Source organism: Clostridium sp. 1001271B_151109_B4 (genome assembly GCF_015670405.1).
GTDB lineage: Bacteria > Bacillota > Clostridia > Clostridiales > Clostridiaceae > Clostridium.
Genome location: NZ_JADPBQ010000006.1, coordinates 117,864 through 142,988 on the forward strand (window position 1 = coordinate 117,864; position 25,125 = coordinate 142,988).

A 25,125-nucleotide genomic window follows, 5' to 3' on the forward strand; every position below is an offset into this window, starting at 1 on the left:
CGTATTATTCAAAGTGAATATGCGGTATTTTTTAGTGCGCAATTCAAATATATTTTTAGCAGTTTGATTATATTGCGAGCTAATTAAGAAAATTTGATCTTTGAAAATTGAATAGTACGGTATTGTGAAAATATGTTATAACTAATTCGTTATTGTATTATAATACGAACTTATTTTTATAATGAACATTTAACTTCAAAATAAGGGCAGGAGAAATCATAGCTATACCCTGGAGTAATGATAATAGTTTTATTTAGGGATTTTATATAATCAAACATATTACAAATTTTAACTAAATTAAACTCATTAGTCTTCTTACATAAAAAGTCTCCCTCATTAATCTTGATAACATTTTCAAGATTACAGTGTTTTTTATCAATTTCCAGAGCTACAAATTTATTAATCTCATTATTTTTTATATTTATAATGACACCGTAGTCATGTTTAAACAAAATATTATGCTTAATAGCATTTGTAAATAAATAATTTAGCTGTTTATAATAATTATCATTTATGTCATCCTCAAAAAGGGGAAGAATATAGTAGTACTTCTCATGTATATGAAATGATTTTTCTTCATCACTATCATAACTATCCAGCCTTTCTATTTCTTCTTGTAAATTATCTAAAAGGTCAAGATTATATTTAAGTCTAAGTATTTTTTCCTCAGTTATTTTTCTTCCATATTCAATTAAATTGGAATAATCCATAGTATTATCATCTTTCATAATGAGCTTTTTTACATCTTTAAGGGGAATATCTAAGAGAATACAAATCTGTATTATGTCAACAATTCTCGTTTGTTCAAAAGTATAATACCTATAATTAGTATCAGCATCAACATATGCAGGCTCTAAAAGTCCGATGGAATCATAGTAACGAAGAGACTTTACACTGCAACCTGTTTTTTTCGATATTTCACCGATAGTTAGTAAATTTTTTTTCATAAAACCTCCTTGACTCTACCATTATGGTAGACTTTATACTATTATATGGCTTTGATTACCGTATGTCAAATTTAATATTTTTAAGCAAAATAAGAGGAGGAGATTAAATGAAGATACAATTATCAGATAGTTTTAATTATAGGAAATTAATTAAATTTACTTTACCTACAATTTTTATGATGATATTTACTTCCATATATGGTGTGGTAGATGGTCTATTTGTATCAAATGTGGTAGGAAGTGATGCTTTTGCGGCAGTTAATTTAGTAATGCCAGTTTTAATGATTGGTGGAACATTTGGATTTATGATAGGAACAGGTGGAGGAGCCTTAATTTCTAAAATAATTGGAGAAGGAGATAGTAAAAAAGCAAAAGAAACTTTCTCCATGTTAATATATTTATTAATAATATTAGGATTAATCATTAGCATTATAGGATTTATATTTATTGAACCTATTTCTAAGGCTTTAGGAGCTGAAGGAGCAATTTTAGAATACTGTGTGACATATGGTAGAGTTTTAAGTATTGGTATGGTAGGATTTATACTTCAAAATGCTTTCCAAAGTTTCTTAATTGTAGCAGAGAAACCTAAAATGGGGCTTGTTGTTTCAATAATTGCAGGAATTACTAATATGGTTTTAGATTTCTTATTAATTGCCATATTTAATATGGGAGTAGTTGGAGCAGGTTTAGCAACATGTATAAGTCAAGTGGTAGGTGGATTTGTGCCACTCATATACTTCATGATGAAAAACAAAAGTCCTTTAAGACTGGGAAGAGCTAAATTTGATTTTAATGCTATTGGTATAAGTTGTTTAAATGGTTCTTCGGAGATGTTTACAAATTTATCTATGTCTCTTGTAAACATGCTATATAACATGCAATTAATAAAATATGCTGGAACTCAAGGAGTAGTAGCATATGGAGTTATAATGTATGTATCATTTATTTTTAATGGAGTTTACATGGGATATTCCATGGGTGTTACACCAATTGTAGGATATCATTATGGTGCAGATAATAAAGATGAAATTAAAAGTTTACTTAAAAGGAGTCTTGTACTTATTTTAATAGTATCATTAGTGCTAACAGGAGTAGCAGAATTATCATCAGAAATGCTTGCTAAAATATTTGTAAGTTACGATATAGATTTACTTCACTTTACAACTAATGCAATTAGAATATTCTCATTGTCATATATAATAAAAGGATTTAATATTTTTACATCGGCATTCTTCACAGGTCTTAATAATGGTATAGTATCGGGAGTTATATCTTTTTTAAGAACCTTCGTATTCCAAATAATAATGATATTTGTACTGCCTTTATTATTTGATTTGAATGGACTATGGATGGCTGTCATATTTGCAGAGATAATAGCTTTAGGTGTAAGCTTTATGTATTTTGTGAAAAATAGAATTAAATATGAATATATTTAATTCACAGTTTGATTAAAAAAATTTTATTTTATTTGCTTTAATACGTAATATTAATCTATTACGAAGTAAAATTAAATATAAACTAATAAAAATACCGTATTATTCAAAAAGAATATGCGGTATTTTTTAGTGCTAATTCAAAAAAATTACGAGCATTTTGAAATTATTGAGAACTAAATGATCTTTGAAAATTGAATAGTACGGGATTTGCAAAATATGCTATAATTAACTCATAATTGTATTATATTACAATTAGAATAGAAGTTAGGGAAGGTAAAAAATTAAATGCTAGATAAAATTGAAATGTATATTGGGCAAGGATTATACTATTTAAAAAGTAGTATAGCAATAGCGTTAATAATTTATTCTATAATTTTAGCAACATTATGGATAATAGGTAATCGAAATAGTATAAAAACAAAATTAATTCCTATAAACAAACTGATTTTTGAATATTTATTAGTGTTAAATATAATTGTTATATTACGAGTTACAGGGATTATTGGAATGTCATTTCATATACGTTCATTTGTAGAAATTATTCAGTTCTTTAAAGTACCTACTCTTTTTGTTGGAAGTTCAATTTTGATGATTACGTTAAATTTGATGCTTTTTATACCTTTAGGGTTTTTGATTCCTCTTACATTAAAAAGCAATAAGTGGGATTTAAAGAAAGTTGTTCTAGTTGGTTTTTTGTTATCTTTCTGTATTGAATTTTTACAATTATTTGGAGGAAGAATGTTTGAAATCGATGATATTGTTGCCAATTCATTTGGAGCTTTACTTGGATATTTATTTTTTGAATCTTTTGATGGAATTATAAAAGGGAATACAAGAAAAAAATCAATTATTAATGGAATAGGCTTAATAATTGTGCCAACTATATTACTTGTAGGGCTATCATTCATTGCAAATGGAGATGCTATACAGGTACAAGAAGATGCTATGTATAGTGAGATTGGAAGTGCTGAAGATGAAATTACTGATATTTCAAAAATGTTAATTTATGATAATGGGACTGAAAAAGATATAACTGATTCTGAGATTCTTTGGGAAATTTATCCCCAAATAGGGGTTGATATTAGTAATATGGCGAGCTGTTATGTACAACAAGGGCATGGTGATAATATCAATAATATAATTAAAAATACCAATAATAAATATTTAGAAATATTCTTTAATAACATACATAGATTTACCTTCTATAATAATCATGAGTTAATTTTAGAAAATGTTAGACATATTTTATATAATTTAAATGATGGAACTATATACAGTGGAGAAGATGATAGTAATAACTTTACTAATGTTTTTAAATATGAAGATAACGAGTATCCATTTAAAATAAATCAAAATATTTATGAAATGATAAAAGATTGAAATTGAAGGCAAATTCTAATTTGTAGATTATATATAATAGACAATCTTAAAATATTATGAATATAGAATTATAAAATACCGTATTATTCAAAAAGAATATGCGGTATTTTTGTGCGCAATTCAAAAATAAGACGAGTTAGTTGATTATTAAATTTATGGATAAATTTATGGGAGGAATATTATAGAGTTTTTAATCATTATTTCTATAGGGTTTATTTTTTGTATAATTCAATTTTGGATTTTAAATAAATAAAAAAAGACTTGCATTTTGAGATAAATATTACTAGTTTGTTATTTTAATTTGTTTTATATATTAATCTTTTTTTGACAAGTGCTTCAAGTGTAATTGCTAAAAATCAATACTTGGCATTAGTTGTTGTAATGGCGTTCACTGCTGCTTTCATAGGTTGCTTGGTAGGAGGTATTATTTTCAAGTTATTTAGTAGATTAAATAAACAATACTAAATTAAAGTAGTGTTTGTTTAAGTTTAAGAGGAATGTGATGAATCAAATTAACTTTAAATCACGTGTAAAGGTAATGGGGTTAATATCATTTATAGGAAGTATATTTTTTATTGGATTAATAATAGGAATTGCAATGAAACACTTATATATGTTCATAGTGGAATCTATTGCATATATAGGGATTAAAATTTTAGAAAACATTATTTGGAGATGTCCTAAATGTAAAGCAAAATTACTAATGGGAAAGTATGCTGATAATATAAATAAATGTTCACATTGCAATTATGAATTAATCTAAGATTTATTAATATATTAGAAGAGGCTTAAAGTATTACGAGTTAGTTATTTATTAAACTAATCCATGATGAAAGAATTTTTTGAAATATTTTATAAGATATTAATTTTAGAAAAGTGTCTCAGTTATTGAAGTACTTTTGTTTTAAGGAAAGATTATGTTGTTTATTGATTAGATATTGACTGCATAATGATGTAGTGTATGAAAATACAGAGGTGATAATTAAATTTTCAGCTTTAATAGAAGGTGCAACAAATATATTTGTAATAAAAAGTAATTATTTCAAAAAAATAAAAAAGAGTATTGATACTACGACAAGTGTAGTATATAATTAAAGTACGACAATTGTCAAAAATATGAAAGGTGAGATTAATTCATGAAGAAATTACCAAAAACAGAGCTTGAAATAATGAAATTTATTTGGAGCAAAAATGAAAAGCTAGCGACAAAAGACATAGGTATTTATATGGAAGAACTGTTAGAGTGGAAATTAAGTACAACATCAAAGACTTTATCAAGGCTTGTAGAAAAAGGTTTTTTAACTACAGAACGAATAGGAAAACAAGTGTTTTATACACCTATTATTAAAGAACATGATTATGTTAAATTTGAAACAAAAGATTTTTTTAATTTTTTACACGGAAAATCACTAAAAAGTATAATATCAACACTTGAAGAAAGTGATGAACTTACTAGCGAGGATTTAGATGAACTTGAAAAATGGATAAAAAATAGGTAATTATATGAAAGAGTTATTTTTACAAGTGCTAGACACAAGCATTTTTGCAAGCTTATTAATAGGGATAATTATATTTTCTAGTAATAGATTTTTAATAAAATATACTCAGAGGTTTAGTTATTTATTATCACTAGTAATAATAGTAAGAATGTTGTTTGTTACTAAGATAGAAATAAATATTCCTATAATAAATAGTATTTTTAGAAATAAAGAAGGTATTGATAATTTAAAAAATTATTTACTAGTATCAGTACCTGCAAATAATCAAGCAATTGATTATTTGGGTATTATTTCAAAAGTGTGGATTATAGGATTAGTTATAATAATTTCATATTATGCTTATTTTCAATTTACATTCTATTTTAAAGTAAAGAGAGTTATGAAACCTAATAAAAATGATGAATTACAAAAATTATTGGATGATCAACTCACATTAAGTGGAATAAGTAAAGATATTAAAGTAAATATTGTAGAAGGTCTTTCAACACCAAGTCTTATAGGCATATTAAAAAACACTATAATACTTCCAGATAATAATTATACAGAAAAGGAATTAAAATGGATATTTAATCATGAACTTATACATTTGAAAAGAAAAGATAATCTACTAAAATTACTTATGATATTTGCCTTAGCAATACATTGGTTTAATCCATTAGTTTATATTTTAAGAAGATTTTTTTATGAGCAATGTGAATTATCATGTGATGAACAAGTTATAAGAAATGCTGAGATTCAAGAGATAAAAGAATATGCATTACTATTGGTAAATTCAGTGAAGTATAAAAATGGACTTAAAGTATTAGCTATATCATCTGAACTTACAAATAAAAAAATAAATATAATGAAAAGGAGAATAGATAGTATGTTAAATTTAAAAACAAAGAAAAGTGGAGTATTATTTGGAATAATAACACTACTTATAGTAGGAGGATCAATATTTGCTATTAATACAAGTGATACATTTGCAGATACACCTGAGGATAATAGTGTGAAAAATTATACATTTACAGAAACACCAGTAGATGCTAAAGAAATACCACACAAAGATGGTATAGAATCAGTTCTGATAAAATCTGATTCCATAGTAGTTCAATATAGTGATGGTCAAGTTGAAGAGTTTAGTAATGATGAATATCAATTAAAGGCAGAAGTATTAGAATAAAGCTAATGTATTAAAATATCTTTTATTATAGCTAATAAAAAAGTGAGGAGTTTATATTTTAATTGCTAACTTCTAGTAATTCTAGTTTATAAAATTTATCTAGACTAAATGAATTTATTAATAAATCAAATGTTTAATAAAAAAATATATGGATATTATTATTAAACTATTTAGTAGATCGCAATTTATAGATATGTTTATAGAATTAATTTTAATATATTACGAAGATGAATTTAAATATAAATTAGTAAAAATACTGTATTATTCGAAAAGAATATGCGGTATTCTTTAGTGCTAATTCAAAAAAATTACGAGCATTTTGAAATTATTGCGAATTAAATGATCTTTGAAAATTGAATAATACGATGTTGAAAAATATGTAATATATGGTGTGTGAATAGATAGATTGATTCATATTAACATAATGTGGTAAGTATTATATATAGAATAAGTTTATAAAGGAGATTATTATGTATAGGAAAATATCTATATTTTTATCTATTATGATTATTTTAGTATCATTATCAGCATGTACAAATAAAACACAAAATATTGAAACAGTACAAGATTTAAATTCAGCTGAAACAAATAATTCAATTGAATCAAGCAATGAAAAAAGTCTGATAATAGACAAGGAAGAAGTAATTAACAAACTATGTTCAGATGAATTTGAGGGTAGACTTGTTGGAAGTTTAGGAAATGAGTTGGCTGGAGAGTACATTAGTGATTTATTTGGTAAGGTTGGGTTAATTTCGATGTTTGGAGAAAATTATAATCATGAATATACACAGGAGGTATATAAAACTTATGGTTTAATTGCAGAAGATGACTATGGAGAGGTAAAGACAATTAATAATATTGTTGGGAAAATAGAAGGTAAAACTAATAATGCAATAATAATTTCTGCTCATTTTGATCATATAGGAGTGCAGGAGGGGAAAATAATAAAAGGAGCAATTGATAATGCATCTGGTGTAGCTGTGTTATTAGAGTTAGCGGAAACTTTAAAGAATAAATATAACATAGAAAAACCAGAATTTGATATAATATTTTGTGCTTTTAATAGTGAAGAGAAAGGATTAAAAGGAAGTAGAAATTTTATTGAAGATATAAATGGGAAATATGATAGTTTAATAAATATTAATATTGACTCTGTTGGATATAAAGATGGGGGAAAAGTAACTTTTTTAGACAAAAATATGGATACATCGTTATATCTACCAATGAAAGAAGTTATAGAGAGCAATGGGCTAGAAGTAGAATTGGATACAGCTTTAAAAGGAACTGCTGATAGTGTTGAATTTGATCAAGCTGGAATACCATCTATATGTATAATTGATGAAAATGTAAAAGATGTAATTCATACAGAGAATGATGTGCCAGAACTAATAGATTATGATAGATTAGATAAAATAGTAAAATCAGTATATGATTTCGTTAGTTCATATGTATTCAATTAGCATAATTTAACTTTGATTTGTTGAAGTTATTAAATAAAATTTAAATAAAAAATTTTTAAGATTTTAATAAATAAAATTTAAATATTAATTGATTAAGATACCGTATTATTCAAAAAAGAGTATGCGGTATTTTTTTTGTTTGAAATTCAAATATATTGTCAGCAGTTTGAAGTTATTGCGAACTAAATGATCTTTAAAAATTAAATAGTACGGCATTGTAAAAATATGTTATAATTAATTCGTAGTTGTATTATATGACGAATTTAAAAAGTATAAGAGATGGTAATTATTCAAAAATGTATTAAATTCAAAGGAAACTTTTCATATGTGGAATTGCTATTTTCTAGATGGTCATTTTCTGATTATAAAAAAATAGAATGTAAAAATTGCAATGTAGCATTGAAAATTAACAGTGTATCTAGATTAATAATAATAGCATTAATACCGTTACTGCTATTAGTCCAAGCATATTTATTAAAATTAGGAATTAATATTCTAGTAGTTTATTTACTATATTTATCATTCATTATTGTATTAAGTCCATTAATAGTAAGATATAAATTAATAGAATAATGGATAATCTTAATTAGTTATTCAGTCGATTAAATCAACAATCTTAATACGATGTAAAGGGAGAATAAAATGTGTGTTAGTTTTGCTATTATATGATTTATTATTTTATGTATAATTTTATATTATATCATCAGAATAGCTGTAGAACATATATATTTATCTGTAATATTAAATGAATAGGGGGCTAATATGAATAAAATAAGATTTCTGCTAATAGTGTTAAGTGTATTTTTATTATATGGTTGTAATGATAATAATATAGAACAAGGTGAAAGTGAGGTTGGAAGTAATATTATTGTTCAAGAAGAAAACCTCGACGGAAAATTTACAGTTAGTGAAGTAGTTGAATACTTATGTTCAGAAAAAGTTAAAGATAGGGAATATAATAAAGAAGGGAATCAAAAAGCAACTGAATATATTGATGAATTGTATAAACAATTAAATTTAGAATTTGTTTTTGGTAAATCATATTTAGACAACTTTTCCTATGATGGTAGAAATATTAGCAATGTTATTGGCAAAATTAGTGGAAACGATAGCAGTACTGCTATTATTTTGACAGCTCACTTTGATGCTTGGTTTAATGGAGCTGTTGATAATGCATCAGGTGTTGCTACAGTTCTTGAAATAGCTAAATTATTAGAGGATACATCAAAAAAAGAGTCTCTTAATTATGATGTTATTTTTCTAATGACTAATGGAGAAATGGCTCTTTTTGCAGGCAGTAGAGATTTTGTAACAAAGCTTGAACAATTACAATATCAAAATGTTTTTAACATAAATATTGACTGTGTTGGAATGAAAGATTCATATAATTCTAATCCCTTAGGTTTAAAAACTTTAAGTAGAATTAGTGAGTCGCAAATATTATATTCAGGTATTAAGGAGATTTTTAATAATAATAATATAGATTTTGTTGATGATTATCCTACAGAAAAGGCTAAAATTGCTTTTGAGCAAAATATGGGAGTAAGCGATTATTTTGCATTTGAGGAAAATGATTATCCGAATATTCATATATGTCAACAGGGTATTTCTGAATTTATTTTAAATGAAAAAGATACTCCGGAATTGCTAGATTATAAAAAGATAGAGAAGCTCGCTTATGTATTATCTATCTATATTAAAGGAGTTGATGAGTTTGGATATGGCAATAGAAAAGGCTGAACAAAAAATCGAATACTTGAGTAGTGATGAAGAAACTATGAAGATTTATTATGAGAGAGAAAGGTCATTGCATGAAAGAGCTAATATGATTAGTTCAGCAGAGCAAAGGAAAGCAATAGAGATAGCTAAAAACTTATTAGATGTTCTAGATGATGAAACAATAGCTGCGAAAACTGGATTAAATATAGAAGAAATAAAGTCATTAAGAGGTAATTGTTAGTAGGATAGGTGAAAACCTATCCTATTTTTATAAAGAAAATATAATCGTTATTTTTACTATTATTTTTTTATACAAATAAAATTATTGATGAAATAAAAAAAACTTTAAGAAAGCAAAGAATAGTTTACTATGAAGTGCTTGAAATTACAAAATATTGCGTCTTAAAAGGATGTCCTAATGAACTGATCTCTTGTCATGTAGACAGGAGTAGCTCATTAGGACATCTTTTGCTTTATATTAATTTCCATATTATTTTAAAAATAAAACAAAGCCTTATATAAAAATGAATTTCTGAAAACAAATTTCAAAATAAAAATGAAATTTATTTTCTTTTTTGCTAAAATCAATATAAAATCTTATAAAAATAATAAAATTAAGAAAAAAGAAAATAATTTATGAAAATTACTTGCAAGGTAAATGATTACATGGTATTATAATATCAACAAATGAAAATTATTTTCTTTAAATCTTGATGGGAGGAGTTTATATGCTAAATAAGGTAAAAGGTAAACTTATAGTTTCATGTCAAGCCTTAGAGGACGAGCCATTACATAGTTCATTCATAATGGGAAGAATGGCAAAGGCAGCAAAGGAAGGTGGAGCAGTTGCTATAAGAGCACAAGGGGTAGAAGATATTATAGAAATAAAAAAAGTAACTGGATTACCAGTTATAGGAATTATTAAGAAGTGTTATGAAGATTCACAAATATATATAACACCTACAAAAGAAGAAGTAGACAAGCTTTTAAATACTAAATGTGAAATGATAGCTTTAGATGCTACAGAAAGAATAAGACCAAATGGAGAATCATTGAAGGATTTAATAAGTTATATCAAAAGTAATGGAGTATTAGTTATGGCTGATATATCTACTTATGAAGAAGCAGTTAAAGCAGAAGAATTAGGAGCTGATTGTGTATCTACAACATTATCTGGATATACAGAGTATTCAACACAAGGCGATGGGCCAGATTTAGAGCTTATTAAAAGGTTATCTAAAGATTTAAAAATACCTGTAATTGGAGAAGGAAAAATAAATACTCCAGAAGAATTAAGAGAAGCATTTGAATGTGGAGCACATTCATGTGTAGTTGGAGGAGCAATTACAAGACCACAGTTAATAACAAAGAAATTTGTTAATGCAATAAGTTAAATCATTTACTAAACTTTAATAAAAAATCATACTGGTAGACAAGCTATTAAGCTAAATACCAGTGTTTAGTAAATTAGAAATAAATAATTTTTTAAATTTAAAGTAAACATTTACAAAATGGAGGGTTAAGAAATGAAGGGAATTTATTCAGCATTATTAGTATCTTTTGATAAGGAAGGAAACATCAACGAAAAGGGGCTTAGACAAATTATAAGACATAATATCGATAAAAATAAAGTTGATGGTTTATATGTAGGTGGAAGCACAGGAGAAAACTTTATGCTTTCAACAGAAGAAAAGAAAGAAATATTTAGAATTGCTAAAGATGAAGCTAAAGATGCAGTAAAGTTAATTGCACAAGTAGGATCAATTAATGTTAAGGAATCAGTAGAACTTGCAAAATATGCAACAGAACTTGGATATGATTCATTATCTGCAGTAACACCTTTTTATTATAAATTTGATTTTGAAGAAATTAAGGATTATTACAATACAATAATAAATTCAGTTGACAACACTATGATAATTTACTCAATTCCATTCTTAACAGGAGTAAATATGAGTTTAGATCAATTTGCAGAGCTATTTGAAAATGAAAAAATAATTGGTGTTAAATTTACAGCAGCAGATTTCTATTTATTAGAAAGAATGAGAAAAAGATTCCCAGATAAACTAATTTATGCAGGATTTGATGAAATGATGTTACCAGCAACAGTTCTAGGAGTAGATGGAGCTATTGGTTCAACATTTAATGTAAATGGTAAGAGAGCTAGAGAAATATTTGAATTAACTAAAGAAGGTAGAATTGCTGAAGCATTAGAAGTTCAACATGTTACTAATGACTTAATTACTGATATATTAGCAAATGGGTTATATGGAACTTTAAAATTATTGTTAGAAGAAGAAGGTGTGGAAGCTGGATATTGCAGAAAGCCAATGAAGGAAGCTACACCAGAAATGGTTAAGCAAGCTAAAGTTATTTACAGCAAATACTTCTAAAATTTAAAGGTATAAAGGAGAGATTAAAGTGAAGGGTTTTACATGGATTGATATGGTTGTGCTCGTAGTATATCTAGGAGCAGTATTATTAGCAGGGTTAGCATTCTCAAAGAAAGAAATGAAGGGTAAGGAATTCTTTAAGGGGGATGGAACTATACCTTGGTGGGTTACATCTGTTTCTATATTTGCTACATTATTAAGTCCAATATCTTTCTTATCATTAGCAGGTAACTCTTATGGAGGAAGTTGGATATTATGGTTTGCACAATTAGGTATGCTTATTGCAATTCCATTAACTATAAGATTCTTCTTACCTTTATATAGCAGATTAAAAATAGATACAGCATATGAATACTTAGAAATAAGATATAAAAATAAAGGCCTTAGAATTTTAGGTGCTTTAATGTTTATAATATATCAAATTGGACGTATGTCTATTATTATGTATTTACCATCTATGGTATTAGCTCAACTTACAGGAATTAATGTAAACATATTAATAATAGTTATGGGTGTTATTGCTATAATTTACTCATATACAGGTGGATTAAAATCAGTATTATGGACTGACTTTATTCAAGGTATGGTATTAATAGTTGGAGTTACATTTGCATTAGGATTCTTATTATTTAATATCGATGGTGGAATAGGATCTGTATTTAGTGAATTAGCTGGAGGAAAGTTCTTAGCACCAACAGATGTAGTTTTTGATATAAACATATTAAAGAACAGTGCATTTATAATTTTAGTAGGTGCAGGGTTCAATACATTCTCATCATATATTTCAAGCCAAGATATAGTACAAAGATTTACAACTACAACAGATATTAAACAATTAAAGAAGATGACTTATGGAAATGGAGTATTATCAATATTCTTAGCAACAGTATTTTATTTAATAGGAACAGCATTATTTGTTTTCTATAATCAAAATCCTGCATTAGCACAAACAGCTCAACAAGACCAAATTTTTGCATCATATATAGCATACCAATTACCAGTTGGTATAACAGGAATATTATTAGCAGCTATATATGCAGCATCACAATCAACATTATCAACTGGATTAAATTCAGTTGCAACAAGCTGGACATTAGATATTCAATCTAAAATATCTTCTAAAAAATTAAGTTTTGAAAAGCAAACAAAAATAGCTCAATATATATCATTAGGTGTTGGTATTGTATCAATTGCAGTATCAATGGTACTTGCAAATGGTGAAATTAAATCAGCTTATGAATGGTTTAACAGCTTTATGGGATTAGTTCTTGGAGTATTGGCAGGAATCTTTGTTTTAGGAGCTTTCACAAAGAAAGCAACAAGCTTAGGTGCTTATGTAGCTTTTGCAGTATCAGCAGTACTTGTTGTATTCTTAAAATATAATGTTCCAAGTGTAACTTCATGGGCATATGCAATTATTTCTATATCAATATCAGTAGTTGTTGGATATATAACAAGTTCTATAGAGCTTGCTGTAACTGGCAAAAAGGTAAATACCTTAGATGCTGCAACAGTTTTCTGTGATAGGGAAACTGATGAAGCTTTAAGAGGAGATTTAGAAGGGGTATAAAGATGATTTTTGGAAATATAAAAGATAAAGAAAGATATAATTTTATAGATGAAAGAATTTTAGAATGCTTTAAATATGCTATTGAAAATAACTTGAATGAATTTAGTACAGGAGCTCATGAAATTAATGGTGATGATGTATTCGTTAACGTAGTATCCTATAAAACTACAAATAAAGCAGATAGATTTTGGGAAGCTCATAGAAAATACATTGATGTTCATTTAATGTTAGATGGAACTGAAAAAATTGCCCTTAATCATATAGATAATTTAGAGCAAAAGGAATATGAAGAAGAAGGTGATTTCTTACCTCTAAATGGAGAGGAATCTTCAATAGTAACATTAGAAAAAGGAAACTTTTTAATATGCTATCCTGAAGATGCTCATATGACAGCTATAAAGGTTGATGAAAGTAAAGATATTAAAAAAGCAATATTTAAAGTAAAGATAATTTAAAAACTGTTAAGGGAGTATTTTTGTACTCCCTTTTAAGTAATTATAAGAGGTGGTAATATTGGTTGATGTAATTTTATTAATAGGTCAAAGTAATGCTAAAGGGTGCGGGAATCCAGAAGAAAGTAAAGTACCTAATAGTAGATGTTTTGAGTATGTAAGAAGTATTAGCGGAGATGCAATAATACCTATGGGAAGAACATTGCAGTTATCAGATGGTCGTGGAACGATAGCACCAGCATTTTCAAATACATGGAGTGAGTTAACTAATAATGAAGTTTGTTTTATACATTATGCTATAGATGGATCTAGAATAAAAAATTGGAATCATGATAAGAATTTATTTTTAAATGAGGCTATTGATAAGTTTAATGAGGGAATAAAAAAGATATCTAATAAAATGAGTGTAAATAAAAAATATGCTGTATGGATACAAGGAGAAAGTGATGCTAAATATGGAAGTGATCCATGGTATTATGAAGATAAACTTAAAGAAATAGCAAATGAACTAGATAAAAGATGCCAAATAGAAATGATGTTCGTAAGTCAAATTGGATATTGGAATGGGGCAGATGAGAATTTAAAAAGGTGTGAATTAATTGCTGCAATGCAAGAGTTTTGTTGTGAGAGAGATGAAAAACTATGTTTAGCTAGCAAATTAGCACTTACATTTAGTAAAAGAGGATTAACTATAGATGAGGTACACTACTCACAAGAAGGTTTAAATGAATTAGGTGAAGACCTTGCTAATAATATATATTATTTTTATAAGAATAATATAAAGCCACAAATAGACGATAAAGTAGAGTTATCAAAAGCAAAGGAGTACTTATTAGAAATAGAAGAAATAAGAAGGAAATATTAGTAGTTTAAATTAAATAAGCGACAAAGGTGATATTATGAAAAAATATATTTGTATAGATATTGGTGGAACAGCAATAAAACATTCAGTTATAAAAGAGAATGGTGAAATTATTACAATGTCTCAAATTGATACAGAAGCTAGTAAAGGTGGATTATCAATTTTAGAAAAAGCAAAAAACATAATAAGAAACTATATAATTGAACATAAAGTTGAGGGGATATGCGTATCAACAGCTGGAATGGTTGATCCTAAAGAAGGGAAAATAGTATATGCTTCTAGCTTAATACCAAATTATATAGGAGTTGAAATTAAAAAAGAGCTAGAAAAGGAATTTGATATACCTTGTGAAGTGGAAAATGATGTGAATTGTGCAGGCCTTGGAGAATACTGGCTTGGAGCAGCTAAAGATTCACATTCATGTGTATGTTTAACTATTGGTACAGGAATAGGTGGATGTGTTATAATTAATGGTAAAGTAATACATGGATTTAGCAATAGTGCTGGAGAAGTAGGGTATATGCTAATTAATGGATCAGCATTTCAAGATATAGCTGCAACTAGTAAGTTAGTTGAAAAAGTTGCAATAAGAAAGAATGTTAATAAAGATAGCATCAATGGAAAGATAATTTTTGATTTAGCTAAAAAAGGTGATGTTGATTGCATTGAAGAAATAGATAATTTAGTTGATAATTTAGCATTAGGTATTTCATATATTGTGTATGTTATTAATCCAGAAGTAGTTGTGCTTGGCGGAGGAATAATGGCACAAAAAGAATATTTAGAGGAAAAAATTAATAAGGCATTAAAAGAAAAACTTATTGAAAGAGTATATAATAATGTTAAAATTGAATTTGCAGAAAATCAAAATAATGCAGGAATGTTAGGAGCTTTATATAATTTTAAAAGCAGATAATTATATAATTGTAAGATAATATAGTACAAAATATTAAGTAAAAGTAGTAGTGGCAGGAGAGAAGAAATGGGCATATTAAATCAGTTGGATACTCCAAATTTTAAAACAAGTAAGTCGGATAAGCAGATAATTGAATATATAAGAAATAATGCACAAAAAGTTATTTACATGAGTATATCAGAAGCTGCAAAAGAAACCAATACAGGTGAAGCAACAGTAACTAGATTTGCTAAAAAAATGGGGTTTTCAGGGTTTCAGGATTTTAAGGTAACCTTAGCTCAAGAAATATCATTAAAAAATAGTAATAGTATTATTAATAATGAAATAAGTAATAATGAAGATGTATTAGAAACAGCTAATAAGCTTTTAAGAAACAATATTAATGTATTAGAAAGAACTGTTAATAAATTAAATACTAATGATATATATGAGTGTGCTGATTTAATAAAAAATTGCAAAAAGGCATATTTTATGGGAGTTGGATATTCAGGAATAGTTGCACAAGACTCTAATTATAAATTTATGAGAATAGGTATAAATAGTATGTATTATCAAGATACACATACTATGATAATGATGTCTGCACTTGCAAATGAAGGCGAAGTTGTATTAGCAATTTCTCACTCTGGAGAAACTGAAGAAATTATTAAGTCTGTAAAAATTGCAAAGGAAAATGGTGCGAAAATAATTGCAATAACTGAAAATGAAAATTCAACACTTGCAAAAGTTTCTGATATAAATTTAAATTATGTTTCTTCTGAAACTTTGCTTGAAAGTGGAGCAGTATCATCAAAAATAGCACAAATATTTATTGTAGATTTGATATATACACAAGTTGTAAAAGAAATGCAAATTGATGCTGTAAGTAGAAAAATTAAAACTACTGAAGCAATTTATAAGTAAAGTATAAGTTAAATAGATAAAAGTTAATGATACTTATATGGGGAAGAAGTTTTATAAGGATAATAGTTTGTTTAAGATAGAAAATTTAATAATAAGATAAGAAAAAATACCGTATGTTGAATTTGTAATATACGGTATTTTTCATTGAGGGATTAAAATATTAAAATTAAAAGTAGAAGGTTAAATGAGATTAATTTTTAGTAATATACTAATATTTAAATTTCAATAATAGTTACATTGATATTAGAAAATTTAACAGGACAATTTGATTTGTTTATTAAACTTAGAGTAGTGCCTGTTGAAGTTTTTATTATGGATAAACCAATTATTTTTATTACTTCAGTATTTGAAAATATTGTAGCAAAGTCCATTCCAGGATAAGGGTGTCCATCTACTAATAATTCTACATCAACTTTACTTTCAGTGGTAATATCAAAAATTGTAGCATTTAAGGTACAGTTGAACATAAATGATTTCTTTGCAGCTAAGTTGATAATTGGAGAGTCAATTAAATGTCTAATATTATAGCCCCTTTTTTGGATGTTTTTTGATAAAGAAATTAATTGATTTTTTTCTTTAATTTCTATATTGGCTGTATTAACATATAAATAACTTTTTTCACATTGTGGAATATAGCATATTTTACAGCAACCATGTGCTCCTGGAGGACCAGTAGGACCAGTGGCTCCGGTTTCACCAATAGGACCAATTGGGCCCGGAATACCAGTAGGACCGGTAACACCAGTAGAACCAGGTATACCGGTAGGTCCAGTAGTACCTGTGATACCAATAGGTCCAATTACGCCAGGGATACCAGCGGGTCCAGTAGGACCGGTGGCTCCGGTTTCACCAATAGGACCAATTGGGCCCGGAACACCAGTAGGACCGGTAACACCAGTAGAACCAGGCATACCGGTAGGTCCAGTAGTACCTGTGATACCAATAGGTCCAATTACGCCAGGGATACCAGCGGGTCCAGTAGGACCGGTGGCTCCAGTTTCACCAATAGGACCAGTAGGACCGGTAACACCAGTAGGACCGGTAACACCAGTAGGACCGGTAACACCAGTAGAACCAGGTATACCGGTAGGTCCAGTAGTACCTGTGATACCAATAGGTCCAGTTACGCCAGGGATACCAGTGGGGCCAGTAGCACCGGTAGAGCCAGGTATACCAGTAGGGCCGGATGGGCCAGTAATACCAATTGGACCAGTAGGTCCAGTTGGGCATGGACTACAATCCATATCTATTACCATAGTATAAACTGTATTAGATATAATATTAGTTTCATTACCGGTAGCTCCATAAAATAGTTTACAAAAATTTAGTATTTCAGTACCATTTTCAGTGCTATTATTAATTTTTACATTAAAAGTTATAGTAATGGCTTCATTTATGCCTAGTGAAGGGATTATAGTTTCAATATAACCAGGCTGTCCTATATTGGTAAATTGCATATTATTTACTGTTAAACTATTAGCAACATAACTTGTATTGGCAGGAATTTCATCATAAAAATATAAATTAGTTATTTCAGTATTACTAGTATTTTCAAAGGTTACAGTATATAAAAGAGTATCCCCAGGTTTAGCTACATATCTATCAACGGATTTTTTTAAATTTGTAATAGGACTGTCAATTAATTCATAAAGAGTAATATCATCTATAATGAAATCATTTCCGGTTGCAGCAGCACCTTCACTAATAAAAGAAATTGTAATAGTTGTCTTGGTATCTAAATTATTTTTACCAGCAATTATGCTAGTACCTGAATTGAACATTGTACCTATCTGATTCCAAGTTGGGATTTTAGTAACCTTAAAATTTCCTATTAAATCATCATTAAAAATAGGTGTTGAGCTTCCTTTTTCTGTTATTTCAACTCTTAATTTTGGTAAAGCAGCACTAGGAAAAAGATCTATATTACAAATCCATGCTGAAAAGAAATAATTAGTATTTTCTTCAAGAGCAACATCACTTGTAAAAATAAGTTCACCTGGATAAGCTCCATTTACAATTAGCATACTACTAGTTTCATCACCAGCTTTGTGGTCAGAAACATTAAACCAGCCACCAGTAGGCCAACCACAAAAATTAGAATTAGCTATTGTATTACTTAAGGAATATTGACCATTATATGGTGGGCAGGTAGGATAGCCTCCTTCTGTGCAAGTACATAATTCTCCAGGATCATCATTTTGACAAGAAATAAAAGGGTTACTACTTTGTATAGGAGGATTATGTTCATACTGAACGTATTGAAAGTTTTCTCCAAAACCTGAATAAGGATTTGAAGTGGGGCTAGTTTGTACAGGAGTTCCATTTGGTAAGTTACCAAATGTGCCATTAGCAGCGCCAGTAAATAAATTATTTCCAGTAATAACGTATTTACCTAAAGATAAAGGAATATCATTAACAAAAATATCAATGAAAGAAATATTATCAATATCTTCTGTTAATGTATCAATAAAAACTGTATTAGGGGATATTGAACAAATTCTATTAGAATCTGATGGAGCATTAGCAACTAGAGATATATATGGATCAATTGGAGTTATGGTTATTTCCTTAGAGTCATTCCAGTCCCCAGTGGAAGATATTTCACCAATATATTGTCCTGCTTCAACAACACGATAGCTATTATTAGAAGGAACATTGATGAATGTAAATCGACCGTTACTATCAGTTCTTGTAACAATTCCAATTTCTGTTACTTCACCATAAATAGTTTTATCTCCTTGAATTTGTAATGCAATAGGAACATTGGGCATGGGAGTATTTATTACATCTTTATAGGGACCACCAGTATTGTATACAACTGTTCCTGAAATTGTATATATATTTATACTTTCGTTAATTGAAGAATCCTTTTTTGAATTAATCATAAAAAAACACCTACAAAAATTGTTATAATAAAATATTATATGAAGATAGCAATGAAAATTTCATGTAACTATTTAATATGGTGCAGTAATTCAATAAACTTAATGCGACAAGCCATTGATTAATCTTAACTTATAAAGATAATAAAAAAGTTATAAAATTTAATTTATAAGTAAATATTTATGTATTTTGATGAAAATAAACGGAAATAAATAGCTTTAAAAACTATTTTAAGGAATGTAAAGAAAATATATTATTTGAGGGATATATAATGTACATTTACTATTAATCCACTATTATAAAATTTATATATCCATGTTATTATTAGGTGGACAAGTTGTCAGAGACGTAAAAGTACAAGACGACTAAAAATGAGTTAAAGATATTAGCTCAAATTATAGGAGGAATGGAAATGAAATCAAAGATAATTTCATTAGTATTATTAGGGAGTATATTTATAGGAGGAGTACAAGCTAATGCAGCAACTATTGATAATAGTGCAAATTCTAGAAAGGTAAGTACATCTACCAAATATAGACCTAATAGACATAATAATACTAACAATCAAAATAAACCATCTACTGGTAATAATTCATCATCAAATGGAGGAAATACTAGTAACAATACTCAAACAGGTGATAACACAGTTGTAAATGATCAATTCATGGCACAAGTTGAACAAGCCATATTTAATAAAGTAAATGAAGAAAGAACTAAAGCAGGAGTTGCACCATTAACTTATAATACAACTATGGAGAAGTATGCTAGAATTAAGTCTCAAGATATGGGCGATAACAATTATTTCAGTCATACTGATTTAAGTGGTAATTATATAACTACAAAGATGAAAGCTGATGGGGTTACATATAATGCTTGGGGAGAAAATATCGCTTATATAGGGGGAGTTTCGGACCCAACAGCATTAGCAAATCAATTTATGACAAATTGGATGAATTCCCAAGGACATAAGGAAAATATATTATCTACAAACTTTAGTAGTATTGGTGTAGGTGTATATAAAGTAGGAAATACAGTATATGCAACTCAAGAGTTTTATAGATAGGAAATAAATTTTAAATACATAATTAAATAGTATAATAATAGGAAGCTATAAGGTGATTTAAATACAAGAATCATCTTATAGCTTTTTTATTACCCATTATATAACTTAAAATTAATATCTCCATTTATAATTGAATGTTAGTATTTTGATAGAATTCTTTTGCAATTTCAATTTTCATCTCATGATTTTGATAATAGAAATGCACTTATTTGTAAAACAATTCATGTTAAAAAGAATGTATGGATTGGAGCAGGAGCTATGATTTTACCAGGTGTAACTATTGGTGAAAATGCTGTTGTGGCAGGTGGAGCTGTAGTTACAAAAGATGTAGAAGCAAATACAGTAGTTGGAGGAAACCCAGCTAAGGTGATTAAGAGATTAGATTAGTACAGATAATATTAAAATTTAAGGTTATTTAACATGAGTCTTGAAGAGCAAGAAAAACATTTAGGTGCATTTAAACCAGCAGATTAAAAAATAGGTTATAACAAGTGAAGAGTCAGTATGATATGAAAAGAAATTTTATAAATAAAATATGATTGCAAATCATGAAATCACATGTTAATTATAGGATTTTAAGAATAATTTATCGAGATGAATAACTTAAATAAGCATATTCATCTCGATTTTTTATTCAAGTTTATAGTTTTTATTTAGTATAAATAATAGATTCAAACTGTTTTTTATAAGATTTATTGTAATTTATATAAAAAGTTACATTTACTTCAGGATCAGTTAATGGAATCAAAATACGATGATCATGGCTAGAGCTATTATTAGTCAAATCTGTAGAAAATGAAGGCAATGCAGAACTCTTTCGTAGTTCATTTAAAGCTGATAGTTCTTCCTGTACAAGAAATAAAGAATCTGGCATTTTTTCTTTGCAGATATCATACCAAAAACCTATCTTTGAAAGAATAAGTATGCTCTGACCATTTAAATCATTTAAAGTTAAGCTTTTATGTCCAGCAAGTGGATGAGCAGGTGGAAGAGAAATATATAAGTGCTCCTCACAATATTTTCTGCTAATAATGTCAGGAAAATTCATTTCATCGGTAGTAATAATAATCTGATATTTGTTGTTTATTAAACCATCAACTAGCTCATCTAAAGATTTCATATCAGATTGAATTTTCATATCAGGAAAAAGTCTTGATACCTCAGGGGTGAGATTCCATATAGGCGCAGGTGCACAAGAGCCAATACTGATAGTGTGATTACTTTTATCAAATGCTTGAAGATGTTCTTTCATCTCAAGACTACTATTTACAATTTTCCTTGCGTATTCTAAAGCAAGCTTTCCATTTTCATTGAAGGTTATTTTATTTTTTTGACGAGTAAAAAGAGTTACTTGTAGTTCTTCTTCAAGTCTTTGAATAGAACGGCTAAGTGCAGGCTGGGAAATAAGTAGTTTTTCAGCAGCTTTTGAAAGTGTCTTATATTTATCAATTGCTAGCAATTGTTCTAGTTGTATAAATTCAAACATTATATCCTCCAATTAATAATTAATATTTTCAGTATGCGTCTACATTATAGCATAATGTGTTATTGGTATTGTACTAATTATGGAAATTTATTTATACTTTTTATTGTAGGAAGGAAGAGATTCTTATGCATAAAGAAAGAGTAGCAGAGCATTTTATAAAATTGAATAATGGAATTAACATGCCGATGCTTGGATATGGAACATTACAGATTACAAATGATAAATTATGTGAACAATATATATATCAAGCAATAAGAGCAGGATATCGTATGTTTGATACTGCAGCTGCTTATCACAATGAAGAAGCAATTGGAAGAGCAATTGCAAGAGCTATTAGAGATAAGTTAGTGAAAAGAGAGGAATTATTTCTGATTACAAAGCTTTGGATACAGGATGCTGGTCTTAATAAGACTAGAAGGGCTGTAGAAGAATCTATGAGGAAATTACAAGTTGAATATTTAGATTTATATCTTATTCATCAGCCTTTTGGGGATTATTATGGAGCATGGAGAGTAATGGAACAGATGTTGGAAGAGGGAGTTCTTAGAAGCATAGGGGTATGTAACTTTTCAAAAGAAAAGCTAGTAGATTTATGCATTAACAGCAAGGTAATTCCAGCAGTTAATCAAATAGAAATTCATCCTTTTTATATTCATGATGAAGAATTAAAAGTAATGAAAGAATTTAATATTGCAGCACAGGCATGGGCACCACTATCAGAAGGACAGAGAGATATTTTTAATATAAAAATATTGAAAGATATTGGTGATAAGTATGGAAAGAGTACAGCACAGGTTATCCTTAGATGGCATATTCAAAGAGGAATTTCAGCAATTCCAAGAACAGTACAGATGAATCATCTACATGAAAATATAGATATCTGGGATTTTGAGTTGTCAGATTTAGATATAAAACAAATTGAAAGCTTAAATATTGGCTGTAGTGAGATTATTGATCTCAGTGGCCCATGTACAGCAAAATGGTTAAATCAGTGGAAAATTCATTAATAAAATATAGCGTAAAACGCAGAAAGAGGTAATAGTATGGAATTTATAACATTAAATAATGGAGTTAAGATGCCAATGGAAGGCTTTGGAGTATTTCAAGTGCCAGATCATGAGGTATGTGAGCAAGCAGTATTAGATGCAATTGCATCAGGATACAGATTAATTGATACAGCAGCTGCTTATATGAATGAAGAAGCAGTAGGTAATGCAATTAGTAAATGTGGTGTTGCAAGAGAAGAACTATTTATTACAACAAAACTATGGGTACAAGATGCAAGTTACGAAGGGGCAAAGCAAGCAATTGAAACATCACTTGATAAATTAGGACTTGAGTATATTGACCTATATTTAATCCATCAGCCAATGGGTGATTATTATGGTGCATATCGTGCTATGGAAGAAGCATATCGTGATGGAAAGCTTAAAGCAATTGGGGTATGTAATTTCTATCCAGAAAGATTAGTTGACTTATGTCTGAATGTAGAAGTAAAACCAGCAGTAAATCAAGTGGAATTACATCCATTCTTCCAACAAGAAAGTGCATTAAAGGTTATGAAAGAGTATGGTGTACAGCCAGAAGCTTGGGGACCTTTTGCAGAAGGAAATCATGGAATATTTACAGATGAAAAGTTAACTGCAATTGGTAAAAAATATGGAAAAACTGCAGCACAGGTAGTTCTTCGTTGGAACATACAAAGAGGTGTTGTTGTTATTCCAAAGTCTGTTCATAAGAATCGTATGGAACAAAACATTGACATTTGGGATTTTGAACTTAGTAAGGAAGATATGGATATAATTTCAAAGATGGATATGGGACACAGTGAAATTGTAGACCATAGCAATCCTGAATTTGTGAAGATGTTAAACAATATGAAAATTCATAATTAAATTATTCAGGGGATAAAGGGAGCTGAAAATGGGCTCTCTTTATTTTCAAAGAAATTTAGATATATGAAATGGGAAGAGGAGTGAAATAAATGAAATATAGAGTACTTGGAAAAGATTTAAAAGTATCAGCAGTGGGATTAGGATGTATGGGTATGAGCCATGGATATGGTAATCCAGCTAATAAGAAAGAAATGACAGAACTTCTTGCACAAGCAGTAGATATGGGATATACATTCTTTGATACTGCAGAGGTGTATGGAACCCCAGAAAATCCACATGATAATGAAGAACTTGTAGGGCAAGCATTAAAACTATTTAGAAATAAAATAGTTATTGCAACAAAATTTGGAATTAAATTTGATATGAGCAGTAAAGAAGTAAATAAGCCACTTATTCCAGATTCTAGACCAGAAACAATTCGTTCTTCTGTAGAGAATTCACTTATGAGATTAGGTATAGATAATATAGATTTGTATTATCAACATAGACAAGATCCTAATGTGCCAGTTGAAGAAGTTGCAGGCGTGATGTCAGAACTTATAAAGGAAGGGAAGATTAATCATTGGGGATTATCTGAAGTAAGTGAAGATACTATTCGTAGAGCACATGCTGTCTGTCCAGTTACAGCAGTACAAAATCGTTATTCCATGATGGCAAGACAAAATGAAGTTTTATTTCCTGTTTTAGAGGAATTAAATATAGGATTTGTTGCATTTTCACCTATGGCAAATGGATTTTTGACAGGTAAATATAATAAAGATTCAAAATTTGATGCTAAGACAGATTATAGAAGTATGATGCCTCAGTTTAAAGAGGAAGCATATGAACAAAATAAAAAATTGCTTCAATTGTTATGGGATATGGCTGCTGAAAAAAATGCAACACCAGCACAGATTTCATTAGCATGGATGATTTGTAAGAAGGATTATATTGCACCAATACCAGGAACAACAAAGTTAGAGAGACTTAAAGAAAATGCAAAGGCAGCTGATATACTGCTAACTCAAGAAGAAATCAAAAATCTTGATGAGGTACTGGCAAGTATAAAAATGTCCGAGGTATTTGGTGGAACTAAAATTGTAAAATAGATTAA

At 28.4% G+C, this 25,125-nt stretch carries 23 protein-coding genes; 20 read left to right on the forward strand and 3 right to left on the reverse strand.

The window, feature by feature from the left end; genetic code table 11:
* Positions 1-176: 176 nt before the first annotated feature.
* Positions 177-947: a MerR family transcriptional regulator gene (locus I4V63_RS06185; RefSeq protein WP_196000414.1), complete on the reverse strand. Its 771-nt coding sequence runs from the start codon at positions 945-947 to the stop codon at positions 177-179.
* A gap of 107 nt (positions 948-1,054) precedes the next feature.
* Here I4V63_RS06185 and I4V63_RS06190 point away from each other — a divergent pair, with 107 nt between their 5' ends.
* From I4V63_RS06190 to I4V63_RS06265, 15 genes are all read left to right on the forward strand, one after another.
* A complete protein-coding gene (locus I4V63_RS06190) occupies positions 1,055-2,386 on the forward strand; it encodes an MATE family efflux transporter (protein WP_196000415.1) in 1,332 nt (443 codons plus the stop codon).
* Between the two features lie 285 nt (positions 2,387-2,671).
* Positions 2,672-3,766, forward strand: coding sequence for a VanZ family protein (locus I4V63_RS06195; protein ID WP_196000416.1), 1,095 nt, complete (start codon positions 2,672-2,674; stop codon positions 3,764-3,766).
* Positions 3,767-4,268: 502 nt separating this feature from the next.
* The gene (locus I4V63_RS06200) at positions 4,269-4,529 is read left to right on the forward strand and encodes a hypothetical protein (RefSeq protein ID WP_196000417.1); all 261 of its coding nucleotides are present in this window, start codon (positions 4,269-4,271) and stop codon (positions 4,527-4,529) included.
* 373 nt (positions 4,530-4,902) lie between these two features.
* Complete coding sequence (locus I4V63_RS06205) at positions 4,903-5,265, forward strand: BlaI/MecI/CopY family transcriptional regulator (protein ID WP_196000418.1); 363 nt, start codon at positions 4,903-4,905, stop codon at positions 5,263-5,265.
* 4 nt (positions 5,266-5,269) lie between these two features.
* A complete protein-coding gene (locus tag I4V63_RS06210) occupies positions 5,270-6,430 on the forward strand; it encodes a M56 family metallopeptidase (protein ID WP_196000419.1) in 1,161 nt (386 codons plus the stop codon).
* A 470-nt stretch (positions 6,431-6,900) separates the two neighbouring features.
* Positions 6,901-7,890 (forward strand): M20/M25/M40 family metallo-hydrolase, encoded by a 990-nt coding sequence (locus I4V63_RS06215; protein ID WP_196000420.1) that lies wholly within the window; start codon positions 6,901-6,903, stop codon positions 7,888-7,890.
* A gap of 762 nt (positions 7,891-8,652) precedes the next feature.
* Positions 8,653-9,630, forward strand: a complete 978-nt coding sequence (locus I4V63_RS06225) for a M28 family peptidase (protein ID WP_196000422.1) — start codon at positions 8,653-8,655, stop codon at positions 9,628-9,630.
* Positions 9,611-9,850: a hypothetical protein gene (locus I4V63_RS06230; protein ID WP_243280465.1), complete on the forward strand. Its 240-nt coding sequence runs from the start codon at positions 9,611-9,613 to the stop codon at positions 9,848-9,850. The genes I4V63_RS06225 and I4V63_RS06230 overlap by 20 nt, the downstream gene beginning before the upstream one ends.
* A 487-nt stretch (positions 9,851-10,337) precedes the next feature.
* Positions 10,338-11,003, forward strand: a complete 666-nt coding sequence (locus tag I4V63_RS06235) for an N-acetylmannosamine-6-phosphate 2-epimerase (protein WP_196000424.1) — start codon at positions 10,338-10,340, stop codon at positions 11,001-11,003.
* Positions 11,004-11,135: 132 nt separating this feature from the next.
* Complete coding sequence (locus tag I4V63_RS06240; RefSeq protein WP_196000425.1) at positions 11,136-12,002, forward strand: N-acetylneuraminate lyase; 867 nt, start codon at positions 11,136-11,138, stop codon at positions 12,000-12,002.
* Positions 12,003-12,030: 28 nt separating this feature from the next.
* Positions 12,031-13,572 (forward strand): sodium:solute symporter, encoded by a 1,542-nt coding sequence (locus I4V63_RS06245; RefSeq protein WP_196000426.1) that lies wholly within the window; start codon positions 12,031-12,033, stop codon positions 13,570-13,572.
* Positions 13,573-13,574: 2 nt separating this feature from the next.
* Positions 13,575-14,027 carry a YhcH/YjgK/YiaL family protein gene (locus tag I4V63_RS06250; RefSeq protein ID WP_196000427.1) on the forward strand — a complete coding sequence of 151 codons (453 nt, stop codon included), beginning with the start codon at positions 13,575-13,577 and terminating at the stop codon, positions 14,025-14,027.
* A 58-nt stretch (positions 14,028-14,085) separates the two neighbouring features.
* On the forward strand, positions 14,086-14,889 hold the full coding sequence (locus tag I4V63_RS06255) for a sialate O-acetylesterase (protein ID WP_207746512.1): 804 nt from the start codon (positions 14,086-14,088) through the stop codon (positions 14,887-14,889).
* 34 nt (positions 14,890-14,923) lie between these two features.
* Entirely contained in the window at positions 14,924-15,802 is an 879-nt protein-coding gene (locus tag I4V63_RS06260; RefSeq protein ID WP_196000429.1) for an ROK family protein, read from the forward strand.
* Between the two features lie 66 nt (positions 15,803-15,868).
* Positions 15,869-16,705 carry a MurR/RpiR family transcriptional regulator gene (locus tag I4V63_RS06265; RefSeq protein ID WP_196000430.1) on the forward strand — a complete coding sequence of 279 codons (837 nt, stop codon included), beginning with the start codon at positions 15,869-15,871 and terminating at the stop codon, positions 16,703-16,705.
* Positions 16,706-16,920: 215 nt separating this feature from the next.
* Here I4V63_RS06265 and I4V63_RS15795 read toward each other — a convergent pair whose 3' ends face one another.
* Positions 16,921-19,590 (reverse strand): DUF11 domain-containing protein, encoded by a 2,670-nt coding sequence (locus I4V63_RS15795; RefSeq protein WP_196000431.1) that lies wholly within the window; start codon positions 19,588-19,590, stop codon positions 16,921-16,923.
* Between the two features lie 410 nt (positions 19,591-20,000).
* On the opposite strand from I4V63_RS15795, the gene I4V63_RS06275 reads away from it, so the two are divergent.
* Together I4V63_RS06275 and I4V63_RS06280 are read left to right on the forward strand one after the other, a co-directional pair.
* Positions 20,001-20,651 carry a CAP domain-containing protein gene (locus I4V63_RS06275; protein ID WP_243280462.1) on the forward strand — a complete coding sequence of 217 codons (651 nt, stop codon included), beginning with the start codon at positions 20,001-20,003 and terminating at the stop codon, positions 20,649-20,651.
* A 159-nt stretch (positions 20,652-20,810) separates the two neighbouring features.
* Positions 20,811-21,038 carry a DapH/DapD/GlmU-related protein gene (locus I4V63_RS06280; RefSeq protein ID WP_207746513.1) on the forward strand — a complete coding sequence of 76 codons (228 nt, stop codon included), beginning with the start codon at positions 20,811-20,813 and terminating at the stop codon, positions 21,036-21,038.
* A gap of 262 nt (positions 21,039-21,300) precedes the next feature.
* Here I4V63_RS06280 and I4V63_RS06285 read toward each other — a convergent pair whose 3' ends face one another.
* Positions 21,301-22,137 (reverse strand): LysR family transcriptional regulator, encoded by an 837-nt coding sequence (locus tag I4V63_RS06285; protein WP_196000433.1) that lies wholly within the window; start codon positions 22,135-22,137, stop codon positions 21,301-21,303.
* A gap of 125 nt (positions 22,138-22,262) precedes the next feature.
* Between I4V63_RS06285 and I4V63_RS06290 the strand changes: the two genes are divergently transcribed.
* From I4V63_RS06290 to I4V63_RS06300, 3 genes are all read left to right on the forward strand, one after another.
* Entirely contained in the window at positions 22,263-23,144 is an 882-nt protein-coding gene (locus tag I4V63_RS06290; RefSeq protein ID WP_196000434.1) for an aldo/keto reductase, read from the forward strand.
* Between the two features lie 36 nt (positions 23,145-23,180).
* The gene (locus tag I4V63_RS06295; protein WP_196000435.1) at positions 23,181-24,032 is read left to right on the forward strand and encodes an aldo/keto reductase; all 852 of its coding nucleotides are present in this window, start codon (positions 23,181-23,183) and stop codon (positions 24,030-24,032) included.
* An 89-nt stretch (positions 24,033-24,121) separates the two neighbouring features.
* Complete coding sequence (locus I4V63_RS06300) at positions 24,122-25,120, forward strand: aldo/keto reductase (RefSeq protein WP_196000436.1); 999 nt, start codon at positions 24,122-24,124, stop codon at positions 25,118-25,120.
* The last annotated feature ends 5 nt before the right edge of the window (positions 25,121-25,125 follow it).